Source organism: Chloroherpetonaceae bacterium (genome assembly GCA_033763895.1).
Classification (GTDB): Bacteria; Bacteroidota; Chlorobiia; order Chlorobiales; family Thermochlorobacteraceae; genus JANRJQ01.
In genome coordinates this window covers 219,991-236,721 of the sequence record JANRJQ010000014.1, presented here as the reverse complement: position 1 = coordinate 236,721, position 16,731 = coordinate 219,991, and the positions used below count along the sequence as shown (strand labels likewise).

Here is a 16,731-nt window from a genome sequence, read left to right as displayed (position 1 = left end):
TTAAAAAGTGATTACAATCATTGAAAGTGAAAGCGCGGCAAATGTGGTGTAAGCCGTAATTTGATGAGCTGTTCGCAAATTTTTTTGCGCTTCAAGCGAAGTTGCATCAAGCGAAAGTTTAATAAGCACTGGTGTCGCGAGCATTCCGATAAAATGAATCCAACTTAAAAGCTTGTGCGTGGAAATCGTGCTCCATTCATCACGGCGAATGAGTGGCGGCGGCGAAAGCACTGAGAGTAAAGCGGTGGTCATGTATGAAGCAAAAGTCGCCATTGCGAATGCACGGTGAATCGAGGCGGTGTTGTTATTGGGGAAAAATGAAAAATCAGTTTGGGCACGATTTAAATCATTGATGCGTGATTGCCCGAAGTAAAGTGTCGGAATAAAAAGCGCAAGAGTTAAAAAGCCGCTGATTTGATGAAGCGAAAGCGTTGTTCGGCGAAATTCCAATTCACTTTTCCGAGCTGTGGGCGTTAGCTCTGCAAATCCCAAAGAACGAAAAAGCCCCGATTCTCCCCAAAGCGCGCGTTCACCAAGGCTCATATTGGCAGGCAAAAGCTTTAGCCTTTTAGGAACTTCACTTGAATCTGTGGGTGATGATGAAATTGGCAAGGCCCAAAGAGCCTCTTTGAAGGCTTCAGTTGTTTCAATCGCGTGTTCTTCGTTAGACGGTAAAGATTCAATGGTGAATTGAGAAGTGGAATGCGGTTCAACCCAAAGCGGAACAAGCAACTTTCTCTCTTGGGCTTGCAAGATGATAAAACTTGAAAAGATCAGAATCAAAAAGAATGAAGTCTTCTGTTTTGAGAACCGAGAACACAAAGGTGACACAAGCGAACTTGCAGCGGAATCTAAACGAAAGACAGAAATCAATAGGTTCATGTTTCAGCGTAATTTTGAAAAAAAGTCGTTGAATGCGTCTATGATTAAAATGTAATCGTCAGTGTGTTTCCTTGTACCGAGGTGGCGAATGTTCTTAATCCTCGCGGTGCTGGACCTGAGAGTCTTGTTCCGAAATTTGAAGCACTTGTTCCAAAGTTTGAATCATGACAAGGGCAAACGGCTTTTCCCTCAGAAGGATTTCCCACATTGCATCCTTGATGCGGGCAAAGCACATCCATTGCGCCGAATGACGTTTCGGAAAGCCGCATCACAATGACCTCGCGTCCGCTGTTATTGTTACCAAAAGTTCGGCGTATAAAACCGCCGACAGTGTTTAACGCAGTGTTTGCAGTAAGGTCTAAAGTTTCAGTAACACCGGTTGAAACATCATTAGCGCTCGTTGAATCGCCGCATGAAGAGAGCATTGCAGCAAATTGTAACGAGCATAAGGCAACGGCGGATGTCGCGGCGGTTTTTAAGAAATCCCTTCGGCCGCTGTCAAGCCCAACTTTTGAAAGAGAATTTTCTGTATTCTTTGATTGATTTTGTAGCATATCGTTTATGCGTATCTGATATTGGGTAAAAAATTTATGTAGAATAATACAAAACGCCGTTAAAATAAAAGGTGCTTCGCAGGTCCGTAGAGGTTCTTTAAAAATCGTCTGGAGTGGTTTTAATCACGCAGCCTCGTGCAGGTGTAACAGGAATGAGCGGTGCGCTTCCGGATAAAAGTGCAGCAATTGCTTCTTCAAGATTTTTTTGAGTGACACGGTCTTCACGTTGATTATCATCAATTCGCCCTCGATAGATGAGTTTCAAAGAAGCATCGAATAAAAATGCTTCAGGCGTGACTGTCGCGCCAAATTGCTTGGCAATCCCAGCATTATTATCACGAACGACAGAAAAGCGAAATCCTTTTTCTTTTGCATGCAAATCAATTTCCGTCGCACTTTCTGTCACATTCGGGTAAATAACAAAAAATCCGATGTTGGCATCACGTGTGAGCTGATAAAGCCCGTTGTATCGCGCATTATAAGCATTTGAAACCGGACATTGGGTTGAAACAAATATGACCAATACACCGGATTTTCCTTTCAAAGATTGCGTATTAAATGACGCACCATTCAAGACCGTAAATCCGGCATCCGGTAAACGATCGCCCCGCTTTAATCCTTGCGCTGAACTTCTTCCCGCAAAGAGAATCGCAGAAAGGAAAATGAAGGTTAGAAGTAATCGTTGAATCATATGAAAATTTCAAATTCAAAATATCGTTTTGGGTTTGACACGCGCCCTGACATTTGGTTTAGTAATATAAGTCATAGCTTTTGAGCTTCAAGTGTCTTTTGTTTGCCTTACGCTCAAATTGATTATTAAGCTTTTCAAAGTGAGGTAAAACCAAACTTAATTGATAACGCACTTCTTCATCAGATGGTTTTTCCACGATAACTGCAAACGGTTTTGAAATCATAGTGTCCATTTTCAGATTGATATCATAATCCATAAAAGCAAACGACGCAATACCAATAGTCGTGCAATGAAATCTCGCCGCATTCGGTAAAGGCATGTTTGTTTGCTGAGGGTCGTTGCCTCGCCAATAATAGGTTCGTTGTGGATTAATCCCGCCTTGAACCGAAATCTTTCTTTCTTCCGTGACATACAGCAGCATTTCAATTTTTTCTGTATTAATCACCCGAGTGATTTCTTTCATCCCTCCAAATAATCGAATCAGAGATAGCCCATTGAGTGAAGTCGTGTAACTCCAAAGCATAAGCACGACAAGCAAAACCATCCGAAGCATTGAACGGTGTTGACTCCCATCAGCGATTCGTTTCGAAAAGTAAAGTGCTAAACAAAACGCAATCAAACCTGCAACGCCCAAGAACTGATTTGATTGAATGAAATACTGAAAGGCATCAATTGAGCGAAATGCCGCCAAAGGCTGAAAGAACGACCACATCAACACTGGCAAAAGAAAGAGAAGTGCGGGGAAAATTCGTTTGTGTTCAATTAACCACAATACCGATTCCGCCGTAATGAGAACCATCGGTGGAAAAATTATCAACCCATACCACAGCAATTTGGTTGAACTCAAAGTAAGAATGACAAACGGAATCATTACCCAAGCCAAAAGGAACTTCCGAAATGGGGTTTGAAGCGGTGGGTCTTTGAAAAAACGAAAAAACCAAAAGAGTGAAAGAAAAGCTAAAGGAAATCGAACGGCAAAGAGGTTCACATAATAAAAATACCCGCTGTGCTGAATCGCTCCGGTTTGATTGATAAGCATTCGCTCGCTGAAATAATGCTTGAAAAATTGAACGAAGAAGTCGGGGTCATAAGCTTGATTGGCCAATAGCCAAGAGCCTCCGATAAAAATGCCAATCGAAAAAAATAAAACGAGGTCGATGAATCGGCGTTGCAAAGTGTGAGAGCGCTCAGTAAAAAAAATTCCGTGAATTAAAATGGCAAAGGCAGGGAAAAAACAAACTAAACTTTTCGAGAGAAGCCCTAACCCTAAGCAAATACCGCTTAGGATAAGCGATTTCATTTGCTCTTTTTGTTCATAGCAGAGATAAAAATAAACTTGCGAAATCGAAAATAGCATCGCCCCGCTTTCTAGCATCGCCGATTTACCAAACCAAAAAGCAAACGGGGTTAAAAAAAACAGAAGCAAACTCCATCCGACGAATTCGGGCAATTGGTCTCGCTCTTCGGTTAAAACCGAAATGAATAGAATTCGCACAAGAAAAATCCCAGATCCTAAAAAACAGATCCACATCGGAAGCCGAAGCGCAAATTCAGATTCACCCAAAATCAAAACAGAAATTGTCATCATCCAAATCATCAGCGGCGGGTGCGAGGCCGAGTAAAACCCTTTAATGCTAAACGCTTCTTGAGAAATCCAGAGCGAGAGATTGGTTGGATTGGCGGCAATGGCTGCAGCACGAAGCGCATAATAGCCTTCATCAAAAGGTTGAATCTCTTGAAGTGAAAGTGAAAAAGTGGCGTAAAAAAGAAATGAAATGAAAAGAAAAATCGAGAGTTTATTGGGAAAAGAAAGGTTAAGAAGAAGGGTTATCAGAGGGTGACGTTGCCGAGAGATCATCGAATTTATAGTAGTTTTTTGTCGTGCTGAGCATCCCGTGTCGAAGCCGCCGTTGAACTTCCGGAAGCGACAATTTATCACGGTGAATCCACAAATAAGCAGCCGTATGTCTTAAACTGTGCGGCGTAATCCCTTCCCGATTTAATCCTGCCACTTTTAGCCAATGATCGATGCGGTAACGAATCGCTCGAGTGGTCAGAGTTGCTTCGCTCACACGGTGGCTATGGCTTGCAAAAAGCGGAGATTCCGGTTCAGACGATTTTCGAAGTTCAAGATATTCTTCCAACTCAAGACCTAAGTCTATCGAAATATCAGCGGTTTCTTCTTTGCTCCGGCGGTTATTCGATTTCAAGAACAAAACATAATGCGTCGAAAACTTCTTCAAGTCACCAATCAATGATTTGGCTAATTCATTTTCTGTGAGACCCGCTTCGATCATCAATCGAATCATTAATCGATCTCGTCGGTCTTGAACTTTAAGAGTCGGAACAATAAGCAAAAGTTTTTGAACTTCGGGCTCCGTTAAATATGAAATGACAGGTTTTGATGAGGGTCGAGAGGCTTTTATTTGCCGTGCGGGATTTTCGGTAATAACGCCAATCGAAATTAAATATTCCATCAACCGTCGAAGCGCTGTAAGGTAAGTTGAAATGGAAACCTCTGAAAGCCCACGTGTTTGAATTAAATATTGTTTGTACGCTTCTATCTCAGATTCCTGAAATTGAAGCGGTTCCGTAAGACCAGCGCAAAAGCGTTGAAATTCCCGCAAAGCACGGCGGTATGTTCCTTTTGTTTCAAGGCTTTTACTTTTTAGAAAGTGATTCAGAAAGTCATCAATGAATTCCTGAAGCATTTCTGAAGTTACGGGAAGCTTAAGGCTCATATAAAATTATAAAATCGTGTGCCCTAAACTACTCTACAAGAGAACTTCAGCCAATCAATAAATCGTTAAGAAATTGTTTTATTTATGCGATTAAACAGAAAAAAATAGCCAAAAATAAATAAACAGAAATCAAAATGGCTATTTGATAATATCTGAAGGTATTGAATAATTCAAAATCAATTGATGATTAAGAGAGGATTAAAAATTGTTTAGAAATTGATTAGAAATGTCTTTCGAATTAAATGAAATGTGGGAAAAAAAAAGCCTGCACGAATGCAGGCAAAGAGGATAACGGTGCAGGTAACAGCCAAAAAAACAAAGTCAATTCACCAATCTATCAAAATCTATCAATCTATAACAATCAAAATCGCCGAACACTCGAAAATCATCGCCAAACACTCAAATTTCGTCGCCGAATAAATGAAATTGGTCGATGAATAAATTTAATTTTTGAAAAAAAACGGTTTAAAAATCGCAACTACTCCCACTCAATTGTTGCCGGTGGCTTAGAGCTGATGTCGTAAGTTACGCGATTTATTCCGCGAACCTCATTAATAATTCGATTTGAAACCTTCGCTAAAAAATCATTTGGAAGGGGCGACCAATCAGCCGTCATTCCATCGGTTGAAGAAACTGCCCTTAAAGCAACGGCATTTTCATAAGTTCGGTTATCGCCCATTACGCCTACCGAGTTTACCGGAAGAAGGACAACAAAGGCTTGCCAAACTTGATGATAAAGACCGGCTGATTTCAATTCGCTGATAAAAATATGATCGGCCTCTCTGAGCACATCGCATCGCTCCTTCGTTACACTCCCAAGCACTCGAACCGCGAGCCCGGGACCCGGAAACGGATGCCTTCCTAGAATTTCAGAAGGGATGTCTAATGCTTTTCCCACCGCACGAACTTCATCCTTAAATAGCTCACGAAGCGGCTCTATCAGTTTAAGTTTCATTCGCTTTGGCAAACCGCCTACATTGTGATGCGATTTGATGGTTTGGGATGGCCCTTTAACACTCACGCTTTCAATAACATCAGGGTATAAAGTGCCTTGTACCAAAAACCTCTCGGATTTTATTTCTGATTCAAAAACATCGATAAAAGCTTTCCCAATCCGCTTGCGTTTCTCCTCCGGCGAAGTCACACCTTTAAGGCGTTTCAAAAAGAGTGCAGAGGCATCTACTGTTTTGAGATTCAACCCAAGCGATTTCAAAAGTTTCTTCACCTCACTGGCTTCATTTTTCCGCAGGAGTCCATTGTCAACAAAAACGCACTTAAGGTTTTTACCGATAGCTTTGCTGACGAGTGTTGCCGCAACAGTTGAATCAACCCCACCCGAAAGCGCACAAATAACCTTCTCTTTTCCGGCAATAGACTGAATTCGTTCAATTTCAGAATCGATAAAACCGGACATTGACCAATCGGGTTCAATTCCCGAAATTTCAAACAGAAAATTTGCAAGAATCGCCTTCCCTTGTTCCGTATGTTGAACTTCCGGATGAAATTGCAAACCATAGCACTTTCGCTCATGATTCTCCAACACACAAAATTCGGAATTCTCACTTTCAGCGGTAATGATAAATTCGGGAGGTAATACTGATACTTTATCACCGTGAGACATCCACACAGCACTTTCGCCGATGCCTTTCAAGAGCAAAGAGGGCTTCGTGACCCGCATTATGGCTCGCCCAAACTCTCGCTTTTTTGCTGATTGAACTTTTCCCTTAAAGTGTTGAGCAATGGCTTGCAGGCCATAGCAAATGCCAAGTATTGGAATTTGCATTGTAAAAAGGGCTTTGTCGGGTAAGGGAGCAAATCGCTCATAAACACTTGCCGGACCGCCAGATAAAATAATAGCTTTTGGAGCAAATTCTCGAATCTTATTCAGCCCAGTGTGATAAGGCATAATTTCAGAATATACCCCAAGCTCTCGTGTACGTCGGGCAATGAGCTGAGTATATTGAGAACCAAAGTCGAGAATCAAAACCTTATTCATCATGTGGGTGCGCTTTTGCTGATTTACGAGGGTTGGCCTTCAGCCGATGATTCGGCCCGTTTGATATCTTCCGGCAAAAGCGATTTATATCTTCTTGCATCAAGCTTTTGTTTTTCAAATTCAGCCTTCCATTGCGACATAGCCTCCGGGTCAACTATCGAAGTATATTTATCCAACTGCTCTTGAATCTTTTCTTCGCGCCACTCAATGGCTAAAAGGAAAGCCTTTTCTTCACCGTGCTTACCGATGGAAAATCGCTTTGAGATTTGTTTATAGGGCGCAATGTAAACCGTCGCTCGATAGGCTTCGTCTTTGTAAATCTTATCGCCCTTTTGCCGTTCATTACAAAATCTGCGAACCCCTATAACCCCGGTTTGATTGCGAGAGTGGAAGGCAGCAAAGGGTTTTACAATTTTTGGCGGAAGCGTTTCCATCATTCTATTGTAAAAAGAAAGGGCGGCTTCAAGCGCCTTTTCTTTGGTCTTCATCTTTTTGACGGAAAATTGTTTACGGTAATCTTTTCCATTACGATTAATCGTAACAGCATAGCCGTAAAGGATACTTCCTCCTTCAGACTCTGGATTTGGGGTTTCAAGAATTTTGATCCCTTTTGGCAGCGTCATTTTTGCAATTCCTTTTTTATCGGTTAAAGATTGAATTCAAATGTTTGACAAAAAATATAAAATTACCCTAAGTGGGTAAGAGGAAAAAATGGGCTTTATTGAAATTTAATTCATGAGGGGTGCACACGCCTTGTTTGGAAGAGTGCTGAATTAAAATCAAAATACAGTATTTTTCTTATAAATCAAGTAAATTTCAAAGGTTTTTTCGTGAGTCAACTGTCACAAATGAACATCACGACTCTATCAACCCGAATTGAATGGCAATCTTAACCAATTCAGCCGTATTCTGTGCCCCAAGTTTTCTTGAAATATTGGCGCGGTGAACTTCAACCGTTCGTGGGCTTATGAAAAGCTTTGTTGCAATTTGTTTGGCCGAGAGACCCGAAACGATTCCTTCCAAAACCTGCCGCTCTCTTGAAGATAACGCCGGCACTTCTGGAGGGGTTAATTTTTCTTCACCTTCTTGCGCTTTTGTCATTCGCTCTAAAACCCCTTGAGCAATACCCGATTGCAGATAGATTTTACCGAGATAAACTTCTTCAATCGCATGCCTTAACTCCTTTTCTTCAACACTTTTTAGCAAATAACCGCTCGCACCAAGCTTAAGGCTTTTAATGATATACTCGGGCTCTTCGTGCATCGATAGCATTAAAACTCTTGTGTTTGGTGAAAGAATTCGAATGGCTTTAAGAGCCTCTAAACCATTTAATACAGGCATCGAAATATCAAGTAAAAAAATTTCCGGCTTTTTGATTTCTGCAATCTTTGCCGCGGCTTCGCCGTCTTCAGCTTCTCCAATAATTTCGATACGCTCATTTTGGTGTAGCAACGATTTAATACCGTCACGTACAAGCCGATGGTCATCGGCGATAGCGATGCGAATTGAAGGTTTCTTTTTCATATCGATATTTCACTGACACTAAGTCGCACTTCTGTGCCTTGTTCTGGGGTCGAGTGAATTGAAAACGCCGCACCCAATATTTTAGCTCGTTCTTCCATATTTCTAAGCCCATTGCCTTTGCGATTTTCAGCCGAAAATATTCCTTCTCCGATACCTTTTCCTTTATCACTGATTGACAAACTTAATCGATTATCGTTTAATAAAAACTTGACGGATAGAGACCCGGTATTAGCGTGCTTAACGGCATTGTTGATGGCTTCTTGGGCAATTCGGAATAAACCGATTTCAAGCGGTTCGGAAAATCTTTTGTCGGTAGGCACATTGCTTTCAAAACGAATGGGAATCGCGGTATGTTTTGCAGTTTCAAGCGAAAGTTTTTGGAGCGCGGCTCTTAAGCCAAAATCAACAAGTACCCTTGGCATCAGGTTGTAAGAAAGCAACTTCACTTCTTCGATGGCATCATAAAGCAAATGCAGGAGTTCTTGCCGTTTTTCACTTTCCGGAAGTGATTGAATTTGAAATTGAATGGCCGTTAAGATTTGGCCTAACCCGTCGTGCAATTCACGAGACACCCTTTTTCGTTCAGATTCCTCCCCTTCTAACAGGGCTGCGGTTTTCATTAACCGTTCGTGTTCTGCAATTTCTGCGAGCCGCTTTAGTTCACGCTTCATTTTTTCAAGAGCTATCCCAGTTTCATCTTTTAGGCCAAGAGGGTGAAACGGTGTATCAAAATTTCCCTTACCGACTTCAACGGCAAAGTCGCGTGTTTGACGAAGTGCTTGAAGCAATCGGGCAAGGGATCGTGCGGAATCGCCGATTTCATCCTTTCGCTGTGTTATTGGGTGAAGCTCAAATTCTAAAATTCCTTGCGCCAAGTTATCAGTTAATCGGCTGAGTTGTAAAAGAGGCAAAGAAAGATGACGGGCGATAAAAAAAGAACCCAAAGTAACGATCACTACAACCATAAACCCTGTCAGAAGAATTTTTTTTGAGCTTTGCTCAAACGGAATCATCACTTCCGAAACGTCAATTTCAGAAAGCAAAATCCATTTCGGCCCAAAAGGGACATTAATCGCCGTGAAAGAACTCATGACCTGAACTTCGCGATAATCATTCGTAATCATATACCCATCACCGTGAGCAAAGGCAGATTGAACCGCCGCTGTTGAAACCTCCGTTTTCATGACAGTCGATTCAGAAAAAAAACGAGATTGAGAGCGCATTTTGAAATCGGGGCCGACAAGATAACTTTCTCCGGATTCGCCAAGCCCGCTTCGCTCCAAGAGGACACTTTCCAATCGAGAAAATGAAACGGATTTTGCGGCAAAACCACTATCAAATGAGCAAACAGCAAAGATCAATGGCTCACCGGTTGAGGGATGAAGCCTCACGTCTGAAATTGCAATTAAAGCTAAAGGTTCTTGGTTCAAAGCTTGAATCGATTTTGGGTTGCTTAATCGACCCTCGCGAAGAAGTAAAAAAACAGTCTCTTTGGCGGCAGATAAAAGAATCGGGTCTTTATCAATTGAATCGAGCGGTGTAAGCCCCGGATCAAATAAAAAAATGGTTGAATCAGTTTGAGCGCGTGTTTTGCGAGCTTCATGAACAGCTAAACGCCAGACCTTGGCTTCCTCTACAGAGCCACGAAGAATGTCTTCAATCTTTTTCGACTTAAGCGTTTTGACGGATGAAAGCTGTTCAAAAGCACGATTGAGAAGTGCTTCTTTTGAATCTCGGTAGAAAAGAAAACTAATAACAACCGTGGCTCCAATCCCAACCGTTAAAAAAGAAAGCAGCAGTTTATGAAAAATACGCATACTGAAATTCCATTACGCCTAAATCGAAAAATTCTCGGTGAATAAAAAAAAGAAACTGAGAAAAAAAAGAGGCGCTTCAAGCGCCTCAAAATAAACGGAAACATCGCAATCTTAATTCCATTGCCGTAATGCTTCTGCAAGAAGCCTGACACCAAAACCGGAGCTGCCTCGTGAGCCGCTTGAGCCCATCGAAGGAAAAGAAGGTCCAGCAATATCTAAGTGTGCCCACGAAGGATGATCGCCAATAAATTTTTCTAAAAACTTAGCCGCGGTGACAGCCCCTGCGCCGCGTCCACCGGTGTTTTTGACATCGGCGATATCAGATTTGATTTGTTTATCATATTCTTCCCAAAGCGGCATACGCCAAACCTTTTCACCGGAACGAAATCCGGCCTTGCTTAGTCGTTCGGCTAAAGCATCATTATTGGTAAACATTCCTGCGGCTTGATAGCCGAGGGCAATTACACAAGCTCCAGTTAATGTCGCTAAGTCAATGATAGTATCGGGCTGAAACTGCTCTTTGGCGTAGGTAAGTGCATCAGCTAATATCAACCGACCCTCTGCATCGGTATTATCAACTTCAACCGTGATGCCGGCGTATGTGGTGAGCACATCTCCGGGGTTTTGAGCTGAGCCGCTCGGCTTATTATCGGTTGCAGGAATAATGCCAACAACATGAACGGGAAGTTTCAATCTAGCAGCAACTTCTACGGCGCCAATTACATCCGCTGCCCCAGACATATCCGACTTCATATCCCCCATATTATCTGCCGGCTTGATTGAAATCCCGCCAGTATCAAACGTGACGCCTTTGCCAACAATCGCAATGGTTTTCTTGGCATTCTTAGGCTTGTATTCAAGAATTGAAAAAGTTGGCGGTTCGGTGCTTCCTTGATTCACCCCAATAAGACCACCCATTTTAAGGGCATGAATTTTCTTTTTATCGAAAACAGTAACCGTATATCCATACTTTTTCCCTGAAGACTTTGCAGCGTTGGCAAGGTCGGTGGCACTGAGGTAATTGCTTGGAGCATTAATCAAATCTCGAACCATCGATTGGCTGCTGCCAATAATTTCACCAACTGAAACGCCTTCTTTTGCTTGTTGCATTGAGGCATCATCGCAAAGCAGAGTCACATCCTTAAAATCAAACTTCGGGGCGGTGCTTTTCTTTCCTTTCAGTGCATCCACATTATCCGTTTTGAGGGTATAATCGTAAGCACCAAAAATGAAACCTTCTGTAATTGCTTGTGCGAGATATGAAACCGATTCGGAGGAATCAGAAGCAAATTGCTGGGCTTTGGAAAAGTCGAGTGCGACTTTAGCGAGTTTGAGTTCCCGTAGGCGTCGTGCAAAAGATTGCGAAGAGGCTCGAAGAGCGTCAAGGGTAACTTTTTCACCAAGCCCTAAAAGAAAAACCCGCGGGGATTTAAGCGATGTTTCATTGTTATATATAACAGAGACCTCGCCCTCCTTGGCGTGAAAATCAGATTTCAAACCTTCAAGCGAATTCCCGGTTAATTTTGCAATTGCTGATAGCTCGTCTTTCAAATGGGCTTTTGCGATAAAAAAAGCAACTGCATCAAGCGACGCCGAGCTTGAGCTTTTAGAAACAATAAATTTCATGTCAAATGGTGATTGGATTACTGAAAAAAGTTTAGTTAAAAAGTGCAGATGAAAGAGAAACAATGGAAGATGCTTCTGCTGAGATTGTCTTAATGGCCGTCTCTAAAGGAAATGGTGCCGTGCATCCCGCGGCATTTTTGTGCCCACCACCGCCATATTGTGCGGCTAACTTGTTAACGGCGATATCGCCACGAGAGCGGAAACTGATTTTTGTTTTACCGTCCGGTAATTCAATAAAAAGAATTCCCAATTCAGTTTCAGGCATTCCCATTAAATATTCTGTGAGCTTTTCGGTATCGGCAATTCCAGTTCCCGTTTTCTTTAAAAGCGACTGTGTAACACTGATAAATGATACTTTTCCATTGGCAATTTGAACCACACTTTGCATACTGGTGCCAATCAGCTGCATAACGCCAACAGTATAGGTGTTATAAATTTTTTCGTGAATAGACATTGGGGTGATTCCCGTGTCAAGTAACTCGGCGGTAATTCGGTGGAGATGAGGAGACGTTTTTGGTAATTTAAATGAAGCTGTATCGGTCATAATAGCGGTATAAAGGCCAACAGCGACTTCGCGGGTAATGAGCGGCGTTGCGTAGTGTTGCTCCAACGCTTTGACCAATTCATAAACCAACTCGCCCGTGGCAGCGGCATAACTTTGGCAAATGGCCAAATCCGAAAAATCCTCTGGGTCAAGGTGATGATCAATACATACCACGCGAAGCATTCCGTGCTCGCGGTTGTGGCGAACAAGCGGCTCAATTCCGCGGGTTCTTGAAAGGCGATTGGTGTCGAGCAAGAAAAAGGCATCGGCATCAGAAAGAAGTCGTTTGTGGCCTTGATAAGATTCGGCGAAGATTTCGGCATCGCGAAGCAAAGGAAGAAACTGGTAGTTTTTTGGAATCGGGGTAGGGTTAAGAATTGTAACATTTTTGCCCAACTGTCGGAGAACCCCGGCCAATGCGGATTCACTGCCTAGGCCGTCGCCATCGGAGTTTTCGTGAGTGGAAAGGATAAAATTTTCACTACTTTCAATGAGCGATACAAATGGATCCCAAAGTTCCATTGCCTCGCGAACAGGTTTATTCGTATCCGTTAGGATCATTTCAGAATTTGACGAGAGTCGATTACTTAAGTCTTAACTTATTGTGAAATAAATTCATGCATCAATTTTATTTTTGACCAGAGGGTTACCAGTAAAAATGAAATTAAACTTACAAATTAAGCAATTCAAAAGGTTTTTCCATTTATCTAATGACAAAACCTGAAAACAGCGTCAATACATCGCGGCGTAAGGCAGAGCATGTGGAACTGTGTCTTGGTGAGCAAGTCTCATTTCAAGAAGTTCAAAGCGGTTTTGAATCCCTCCGATTTAAGCATTTGGCTGTGCCAGAGGTGAATCATGATTCCGTATCATTAGAAACAATATTTCTTGAACGAAAATTGAATCGCCCATTCATGATTTCCTCGATGACCGGGGGTTATGAAGCCGCAGAAAAAATCAACCGATACTTTGCGTTATTTGCCGAAACGCAAAACATCCCATTGGGCGTAGGAAGTATGCGGCAAACGCTCGAATCTGAAAAATACAAAGAAAGTTATTCGGTATTAAGAAAGGCAGCACCAAATGCAATGATTTTCGCCAATATTGGCGCTCCCGAAGTGGCTGGTAAAATGGGTGTAAAAGAAATTCGTAGGATTATTGATTTAATTCGCGCAGATGCCCTTATTATTCACCTCAATGCGGTGCAAGAACTTTTTCAACCGGAAGGAAACACCGCATTTTTCGGATTACTCTCCAAAATCGAAGGGCTTGCCAAATCGATTCCGGAGCCAATCATTGCAAAAGAAGTTGGCAACGGCATTTCTGCAAAAGCCGCAAAACGATTGATGGATTCCGGTGTTAAGGTGATTGATGTCGCCGGTTCGGGCGGAACGAACTGGCAACGGGTTGAGGCCATTCGATATCAAGGCACCTTCGGAGAAGACCGTCGGTTTTCACCCGAAGCAAGACGAGAGTTATTGGAATGGGGAATGTCAACCGCGGAATGCTTGATGGAAATTAAATCTCTTAAAGCGATAAAACCTGATTATCAAGGCATCGAAATCATAGCTTCCGGTGGTATTCGTAATGGATTGGATGTGGCAAAATCAATTGCCTTAGGGGCTACACTCGCAGCGGCTGCCACCCCGTTTCTAAAATGCATTTTTCGCAAAGGGACAAATGATCTTTTAGATGAAACAGGGGCTCTGAATGCACTTCATCAATTACTGACGACGTGGGAAAATGATTTGAGAGCAGCGATGTTTTTAACGGGTTCTGCGGGTATCAGTGATTTGCACAAGGCGGAGTTGCAAAGTCTGTAAGGTTATTGTGCCACTTGGCTTCTTTCAATCATAAATCATAAAGCGCCTTTTAGAGGCGCTTTATGATTTGATGGCTTTACAATGATTTATTTTCGGTTAAGAAGAGTTTTTCTGCTATTCGATCCAAAAGTGTTTTTTGAAGTTGTTTGGTATTTTTTGGATCGTAGTAGTAGTTATAGTACCTGTAATAACGATAGTAAGAACCGTAGGTATTGGTCACATCGAAGTTATTAAGTACAAATCCAAGTAAGTTTCCGTTAACTTTTAATACGGCATCGCGTGAGCGTTTAGCGAGATCGGCTTGTGTTGTCCCTGAGGAAATAATTAAGACAACCCCATCAGTTATTTTGGTTAAAACTTGTGCATCTGTAACAGCTATAATCGGTGGTGTATCAAATAGAATAATTTCATAGCGTTCGCGCATTTGCTCTAAAAAGTCACGCATACGGCTCATTGCCAAAAGTTCAGAGGGGTTTGGAGGAATGGTTCCTGAAGTAATGACATCAAGATTTTGAACCAAACTTGGGCGAATGATATCATCGAGGCTGGTTCGTCCAACCAAGTAATTTGTGAGACCGGGCTCTTTATTAAATCCAAAAATATTATGCAAAACCGGGCGACGTAAATCGGTATCAACGAGCAGTACTTTTTGTCCACCTTGCGCTATAGTGATGGCAAGATTTGAAATTGTGGTTGATTTCCCTTCTTTAGGTGAAGAGCTGGTTACGATATAAGCTTTCCCTTTACCTTGGATGTCAATTTGAAAGGCGGAGCCTGAAAAAAGCAAATTGGTACGAAGTGAACGATAGGCTTCTGAAACCGTGCTTTTCGGGTCGAAATGGGTGATGAGCTGAGGGGCGACTTTGCGTTCCAGATCCAGAATATCTTGAGCCTTTTTGGCATCACTTCGAGTTCTAACGGTTTCGTCGAAGGTAGAAATCACTGGAACAGTGCCGATAAGAGTCCCCATTAATTCAGCTTGCTCTGGGGTGTAAACAGCGCGATCTAAAAATTGAAGGAGTACAACAAAACCCACCGAAAGCGCAAATGCAAGAAAAGCGCCGATGAAGATATTTTTCGATCGATTGGGCGCCACAGGCCAAAAATTAGGAACTGCCGCATCAACAACTTCGGCGGTGCTTGGAACTTGCTCTTCAGCAATTAACGCCTCTTGGTAGCGTTTCATCAGAAGTGTATATAAATCCTCGACAATGTTATAATTCCGCTTTAATCGGGTGTACTCAATTGATTTTATAGGTGTTTTCAAAAATGCCTTATCGTAACTTTCAGCCAAGGCTTTTAAGGCTTTAAGGCGGGTTTCGATTGAAACCATTTGCAATTCAGTTTCAATTTTTTTCCCAATTAATGAATTAAGATATTCTTGACCCAAATTTCTTGTAGAACCTTGTTGCAATTGTTTCCGAACAGCTTCTTCAAGCTTTGACCGATAGGCCACAATTTGGCTTTCCATTCCATCCAATTGGCTTTTCGTGTTTGGATTGTCTCTTGTATTCGGAATGGCTAAAATTTGATCTCGTTCAAATTCTAAACGAGCAATTTCAGATTGGAAAGATTTGGTATAAGGATCTAAAGTGGCTTGAATGACGGTCGTTGGAAGTTTTTCTTGCAATTCTTCAATTTCACGGTTATAGGCCTCAAGCGAAGCCGCAAGACCGCTATAAACGATATTCGCTTCATCAATTTTAGCGAGTGCTTCTGATTGACGGGCAATTAACTTTTCGGCTTCTGCGTCGATTGAAACTAAATGATTTTCTTCCATAAATGACTGCAACTCTTGCTCCTTTCGTGCAAGGTCATCCTTCTTAAGGCGCATTTGATCTTCAATAAACAAGCGAAGCACGCGCGCGGCATTGTTGCGGCTATTGCGGCTCCGTTCGATATAAGTTTCAGCAATTGCGCGTGAAACCGTCGCGGCTTCATAAGGATCAACGGCACGAAAGGCAATGGAAAGCGCATTGGTTCCGATAACGGCAGAAATGGTCATTCCACCCCTGATTTTTCCCGCAATTGCGTCTATGCGGTCAATCCCGCCTAAAGGTGATTGAATTATTTTGAGGGTGTCTCGTTTAAGCTGTGGGTTTTGATACAGTGTATTCACCAATCGGTAAGCAACTTCTTCAAGTACCGTTCGACTTTCTAAAAGAAAGATTTCATTGGCCGTTTGTGTTTCTCGCTCAGCTGTCATTCCCAAACTAACTACAACAGAAGCAGAACTACGTTGATTGAACATCATGACTGTGGTGTTGCTTTCGTAGATGTCAGGTTGAAGCGAGCTTAAGTAGATGGATGCGCTGATGGAAAGAATAAAAATGATAAGAATAATCCACTTCCCTCGATTAACCGCACGCCAGTAGGTAAAAAGCAACTCTTGAATGCTAACGTCTTCGCTCTCTTCATTTTGTTGTGGGCGAAAAGGCGCTCCATTACGTGAGGCTCCGTTTGGAGTGTTTGGTCGTGAGCCGTTACGCGTGTCTTCCATAGTATAATCGATACAAAGATAATTGGCAATTAT

14 protein-coding genes are annotated in these 16,731 nt (G+C 42.3%); 2 read left to right on the top strand and 12 right to left on the bottom strand.

The genetic code is table 11. The features are described 5' to 3' along the window. The 5 genes from SFU91_14755 to SFU91_14735 all read right to left on the bottom strand — a co-directional run bounded on the left by SFU91_14755 (nucleotide 1) and on the right by SFU91_14735 (nucleotide 4,868). Nucleotides 1–783: a hypothetical protein gene (locus SFU91_14755; GenBank protein MDX2130292.1), complete on the bottom strand. Its 783-nt coding sequence runs from the start codon at nucleotides 781–783 to the stop codon at nucleotides 1–3. A 143-nt stretch (nucleotides 784–926) separates the two neighbouring features. Next, a complete protein-coding gene (locus tag SFU91_14750) occupies nucleotides 927–1,436 on the bottom strand; it encodes a Rieske 2Fe-2S domain-containing protein (protein ID MDX2130291.1) in 510 nt (169 codons plus the stop codon). Between the two features lie 97 nt (nucleotides 1,437–1,533). Further along, nucleotides 1,534–2,127, bottom strand: a complete 594-nt coding sequence (locus SFU91_14745; GenBank protein ID MDX2130290.1) for a redoxin family protein — start codon at nucleotides 2,125–2,127, stop codon at nucleotides 1,534–1,536. A 58-nt stretch (nucleotides 2,128–2,185) separates the two neighbouring features. After that, a complete protein-coding gene (locus SFU91_14740) occupies nucleotides 2,186–3,985 on the bottom strand; it encodes a glycosyltransferase family 39 protein (protein ID MDX2130289.1) in 1,800 nt (599 codons plus the stop codon). Further along, a complete protein-coding gene (locus SFU91_14735; protein ID MDX2130288.1) occupies nucleotides 3,942–4,868 on the bottom strand; it encodes a tyrosine-type recombinase/integrase in 927 nt (308 codons plus the stop codon). Before SFU91_14735 ends, SFU91_14740 begins: the two co-directional genes overlap by 44 nt. Nucleotides 4,869–5,110: 242 nt before the next feature. Between SFU91_14735 and SFU91_14730 the strand changes: the two genes are divergently transcribed. Then, complete coding sequence (locus SFU91_14730; GenBank protein MDX2130287.1) at nucleotides 5,111–5,305, top strand: hypothetical protein; 195 nt, start codon at nucleotides 5,111–5,113, stop codon at nucleotides 5,303–5,305. Nucleotides 5,306–5,346: 41 nt separating this feature from the next. On the opposite strand, the gene guaA is transcribed toward SFU91_14730, so the two are convergent. The 6 genes from guaA to SFU91_14700 all read right to left on the bottom strand — a co-directional run bounded on the left by guaA (nucleotide 5,347) and on the right by SFU91_14700 (nucleotide 12,936). Next, nucleotides 5,347–6,864, bottom strand: a complete 1,518-nt coding sequence (gene guaA / locus SFU91_14725) for a glutamine-hydrolyzing GMP synthase (GenBank protein MDX2130286.1) — start codon at nucleotides 6,862–6,864, stop codon at nucleotides 5,347–5,349. Nucleotides 6,865–6,887: 23 nt separating this feature from the next. Beyond that, nucleotides 6,888–7,487 (bottom strand): AP2/ERF family transcription factor, encoded by a 600-nt coding sequence (locus tag SFU91_14720; GenBank protein ID MDX2130285.1) that lies wholly within the window; start codon nucleotides 7,485–7,487, stop codon nucleotides 6,888–6,890. 232 nt (nucleotides 7,488–7,719) lie between these two features. After that, the gene (locus SFU91_14715; GenBank protein ID MDX2130284.1) at nucleotides 7,720–8,388 is read right to left on the bottom strand and encodes a response regulator transcription factor; all 669 of its coding nucleotides are present in this window, start codon (nucleotides 8,386–8,388) and stop codon (nucleotides 7,720–7,722) included. Beyond that, complete coding sequence (locus tag SFU91_14710) at nucleotides 8,385–10,205, bottom strand: histidine kinase (GenBank protein ID MDX2130283.1); 1,821 nt, start codon at nucleotides 10,203–10,205, stop codon at nucleotides 8,385–8,387. Before SFU91_14710 ends, SFU91_14715 begins: the two co-directional genes overlap by 4 nt. Before the next feature lie 111 nt (nucleotides 10,206–10,316). Then, nucleotides 10,317–11,831, bottom strand: a complete 1,515-nt coding sequence (locus SFU91_14705; protein ID MDX2130282.1) for a leucyl aminopeptidase — start codon at nucleotides 11,829–11,831, stop codon at nucleotides 10,317–10,319. Nucleotides 11,832–11,862: 31 nt separating this feature from the next. Further along, nucleotides 11,863–12,936, bottom strand: coding sequence for a bifunctional oligoribonuclease/PAP phosphatase NrnA (locus SFU91_14700; protein ID MDX2130281.1), 1,074 nt, complete (start codon nucleotides 12,934–12,936; stop codon nucleotides 11,863–11,865). A 149-nt stretch (nucleotides 12,937–13,085) separates the two neighbouring features. On the opposite strand from SFU91_14700, the gene fni reads away from it, so the two are divergent. After that, nucleotides 13,086–14,198: a type 2 isopentenyl-diphosphate Delta-isomerase gene (gene fni, locus SFU91_14695; GenBank protein ID MDX2130280.1), complete on the top strand. Its 1,113-nt coding sequence runs from the start codon at nucleotides 13,086–13,088 to the stop codon at nucleotides 14,196–14,198. Between the two features lie 76 nt (nucleotides 14,199–14,274). On the opposite strand, the gene SFU91_14690 is transcribed toward fni, so the two are convergent. Further along, the gene (locus tag SFU91_14690) at nucleotides 14,275–16,698 is read right to left on the bottom strand and encodes a polysaccharide biosynthesis tyrosine autokinase (protein MDX2130279.1); all 2,424 of its coding nucleotides are present in this window, start codon (nucleotides 16,696–16,698) and stop codon (nucleotides 14,275–14,277) included. Nucleotides 16,699–16,731: the final 33 nt, after the last annotated feature.

What these genes read in the sequence shown, in the direction of transcription:
- SFU91_14705 (MDX2130282.1), bottom strand. Translation starts at nt 11,831, where the DNA reads ATGAAATTTATTGTTTCTAAAAGCTCAAGCTCGGCGTCGCTTGATGCA.
- SFU91_14690 (MDX2130279.1), bottom strand. Translation starts at nt 16,698, where the DNA reads ATGGAAGACACGCGTAACGGCTCACGACCAAACACTCCAAACGGAGCC.
- SFU91_14715 (MDX2130284.1), bottom strand. Translation starts at nt 8,388, where the DNA reads ATGAAAAAGAAACCTTCAATTCGCATCGCTATCGCCGATGACCATCGG.
- fni (MDX2130280.1), top strand. Translation starts at nt 13,086, where the DNA reads ATGACAAAACCTGAAAACAGCGTCAATACATCGCGGCGTAAGGCAGAG.
- SFU91_14740 (MDX2130289.1), bottom strand. Translation starts at nt 3,985, where the DNA reads ATGATCTCTCGGCAACGTCACCCTCTGATAACCCTTCTTCTTAACCTT.
- SFU91_14700 (MDX2130281.1), bottom strand. Translation starts at nt 12,936, where the DNA reads ATGATCCTAACGGATACGAATAAACCTGTTCGCGAGGCAATGGAACTT.
- SFU91_14735 (MDX2130288.1), bottom strand. Translation starts at nt 4,868, where the DNA reads ATGAGCCTTAAGCTTCCCGTAACTTCAGAAATGCTTCAGGAATTCATT.
- guaA (MDX2130286.1), bottom strand. Translation starts at nt 6,864, where the DNA reads ATGAATAAGGTTTTGATTCTCGACTTTGGTTCTCAATATACTCAGCTC.
- SFU91_14730 (MDX2130287.1), top strand. Translation starts at nt 5,111, where the DNA reads ATGAAATGTGGGAAAAAAAAAGCCTGCACGAATGCAGGCAAAGAGGAT.
- SFU91_14750 (MDX2130291.1), bottom strand. Translation starts at nt 1,436, where the DNA reads ATGCTACAAAATCAATCAAAGAATACAGAAAATTCTCTTTCAAAAGTT.
- SFU91_14720 (MDX2130285.1), bottom strand. Translation starts at nt 7,487, where the DNA reads ATGACGCTGCCAAAAGGGATCAAAATTCTTGAAACCCCAAATCCAGAG.
- SFU91_14745 (MDX2130290.1), bottom strand. Translation starts at nt 2,127, where the DNA reads ATGATTCAACGATTACTTCTAACCTTCATTTTCCTTTCTGCGATTCTC.
- SFU91_14710 (MDX2130283.1), bottom strand. Translation starts at nt 10,205, where the DNA reads ATGCGTATTTTTCATAAACTGCTGCTTTCTTTTTTAACGGTTGGGATT.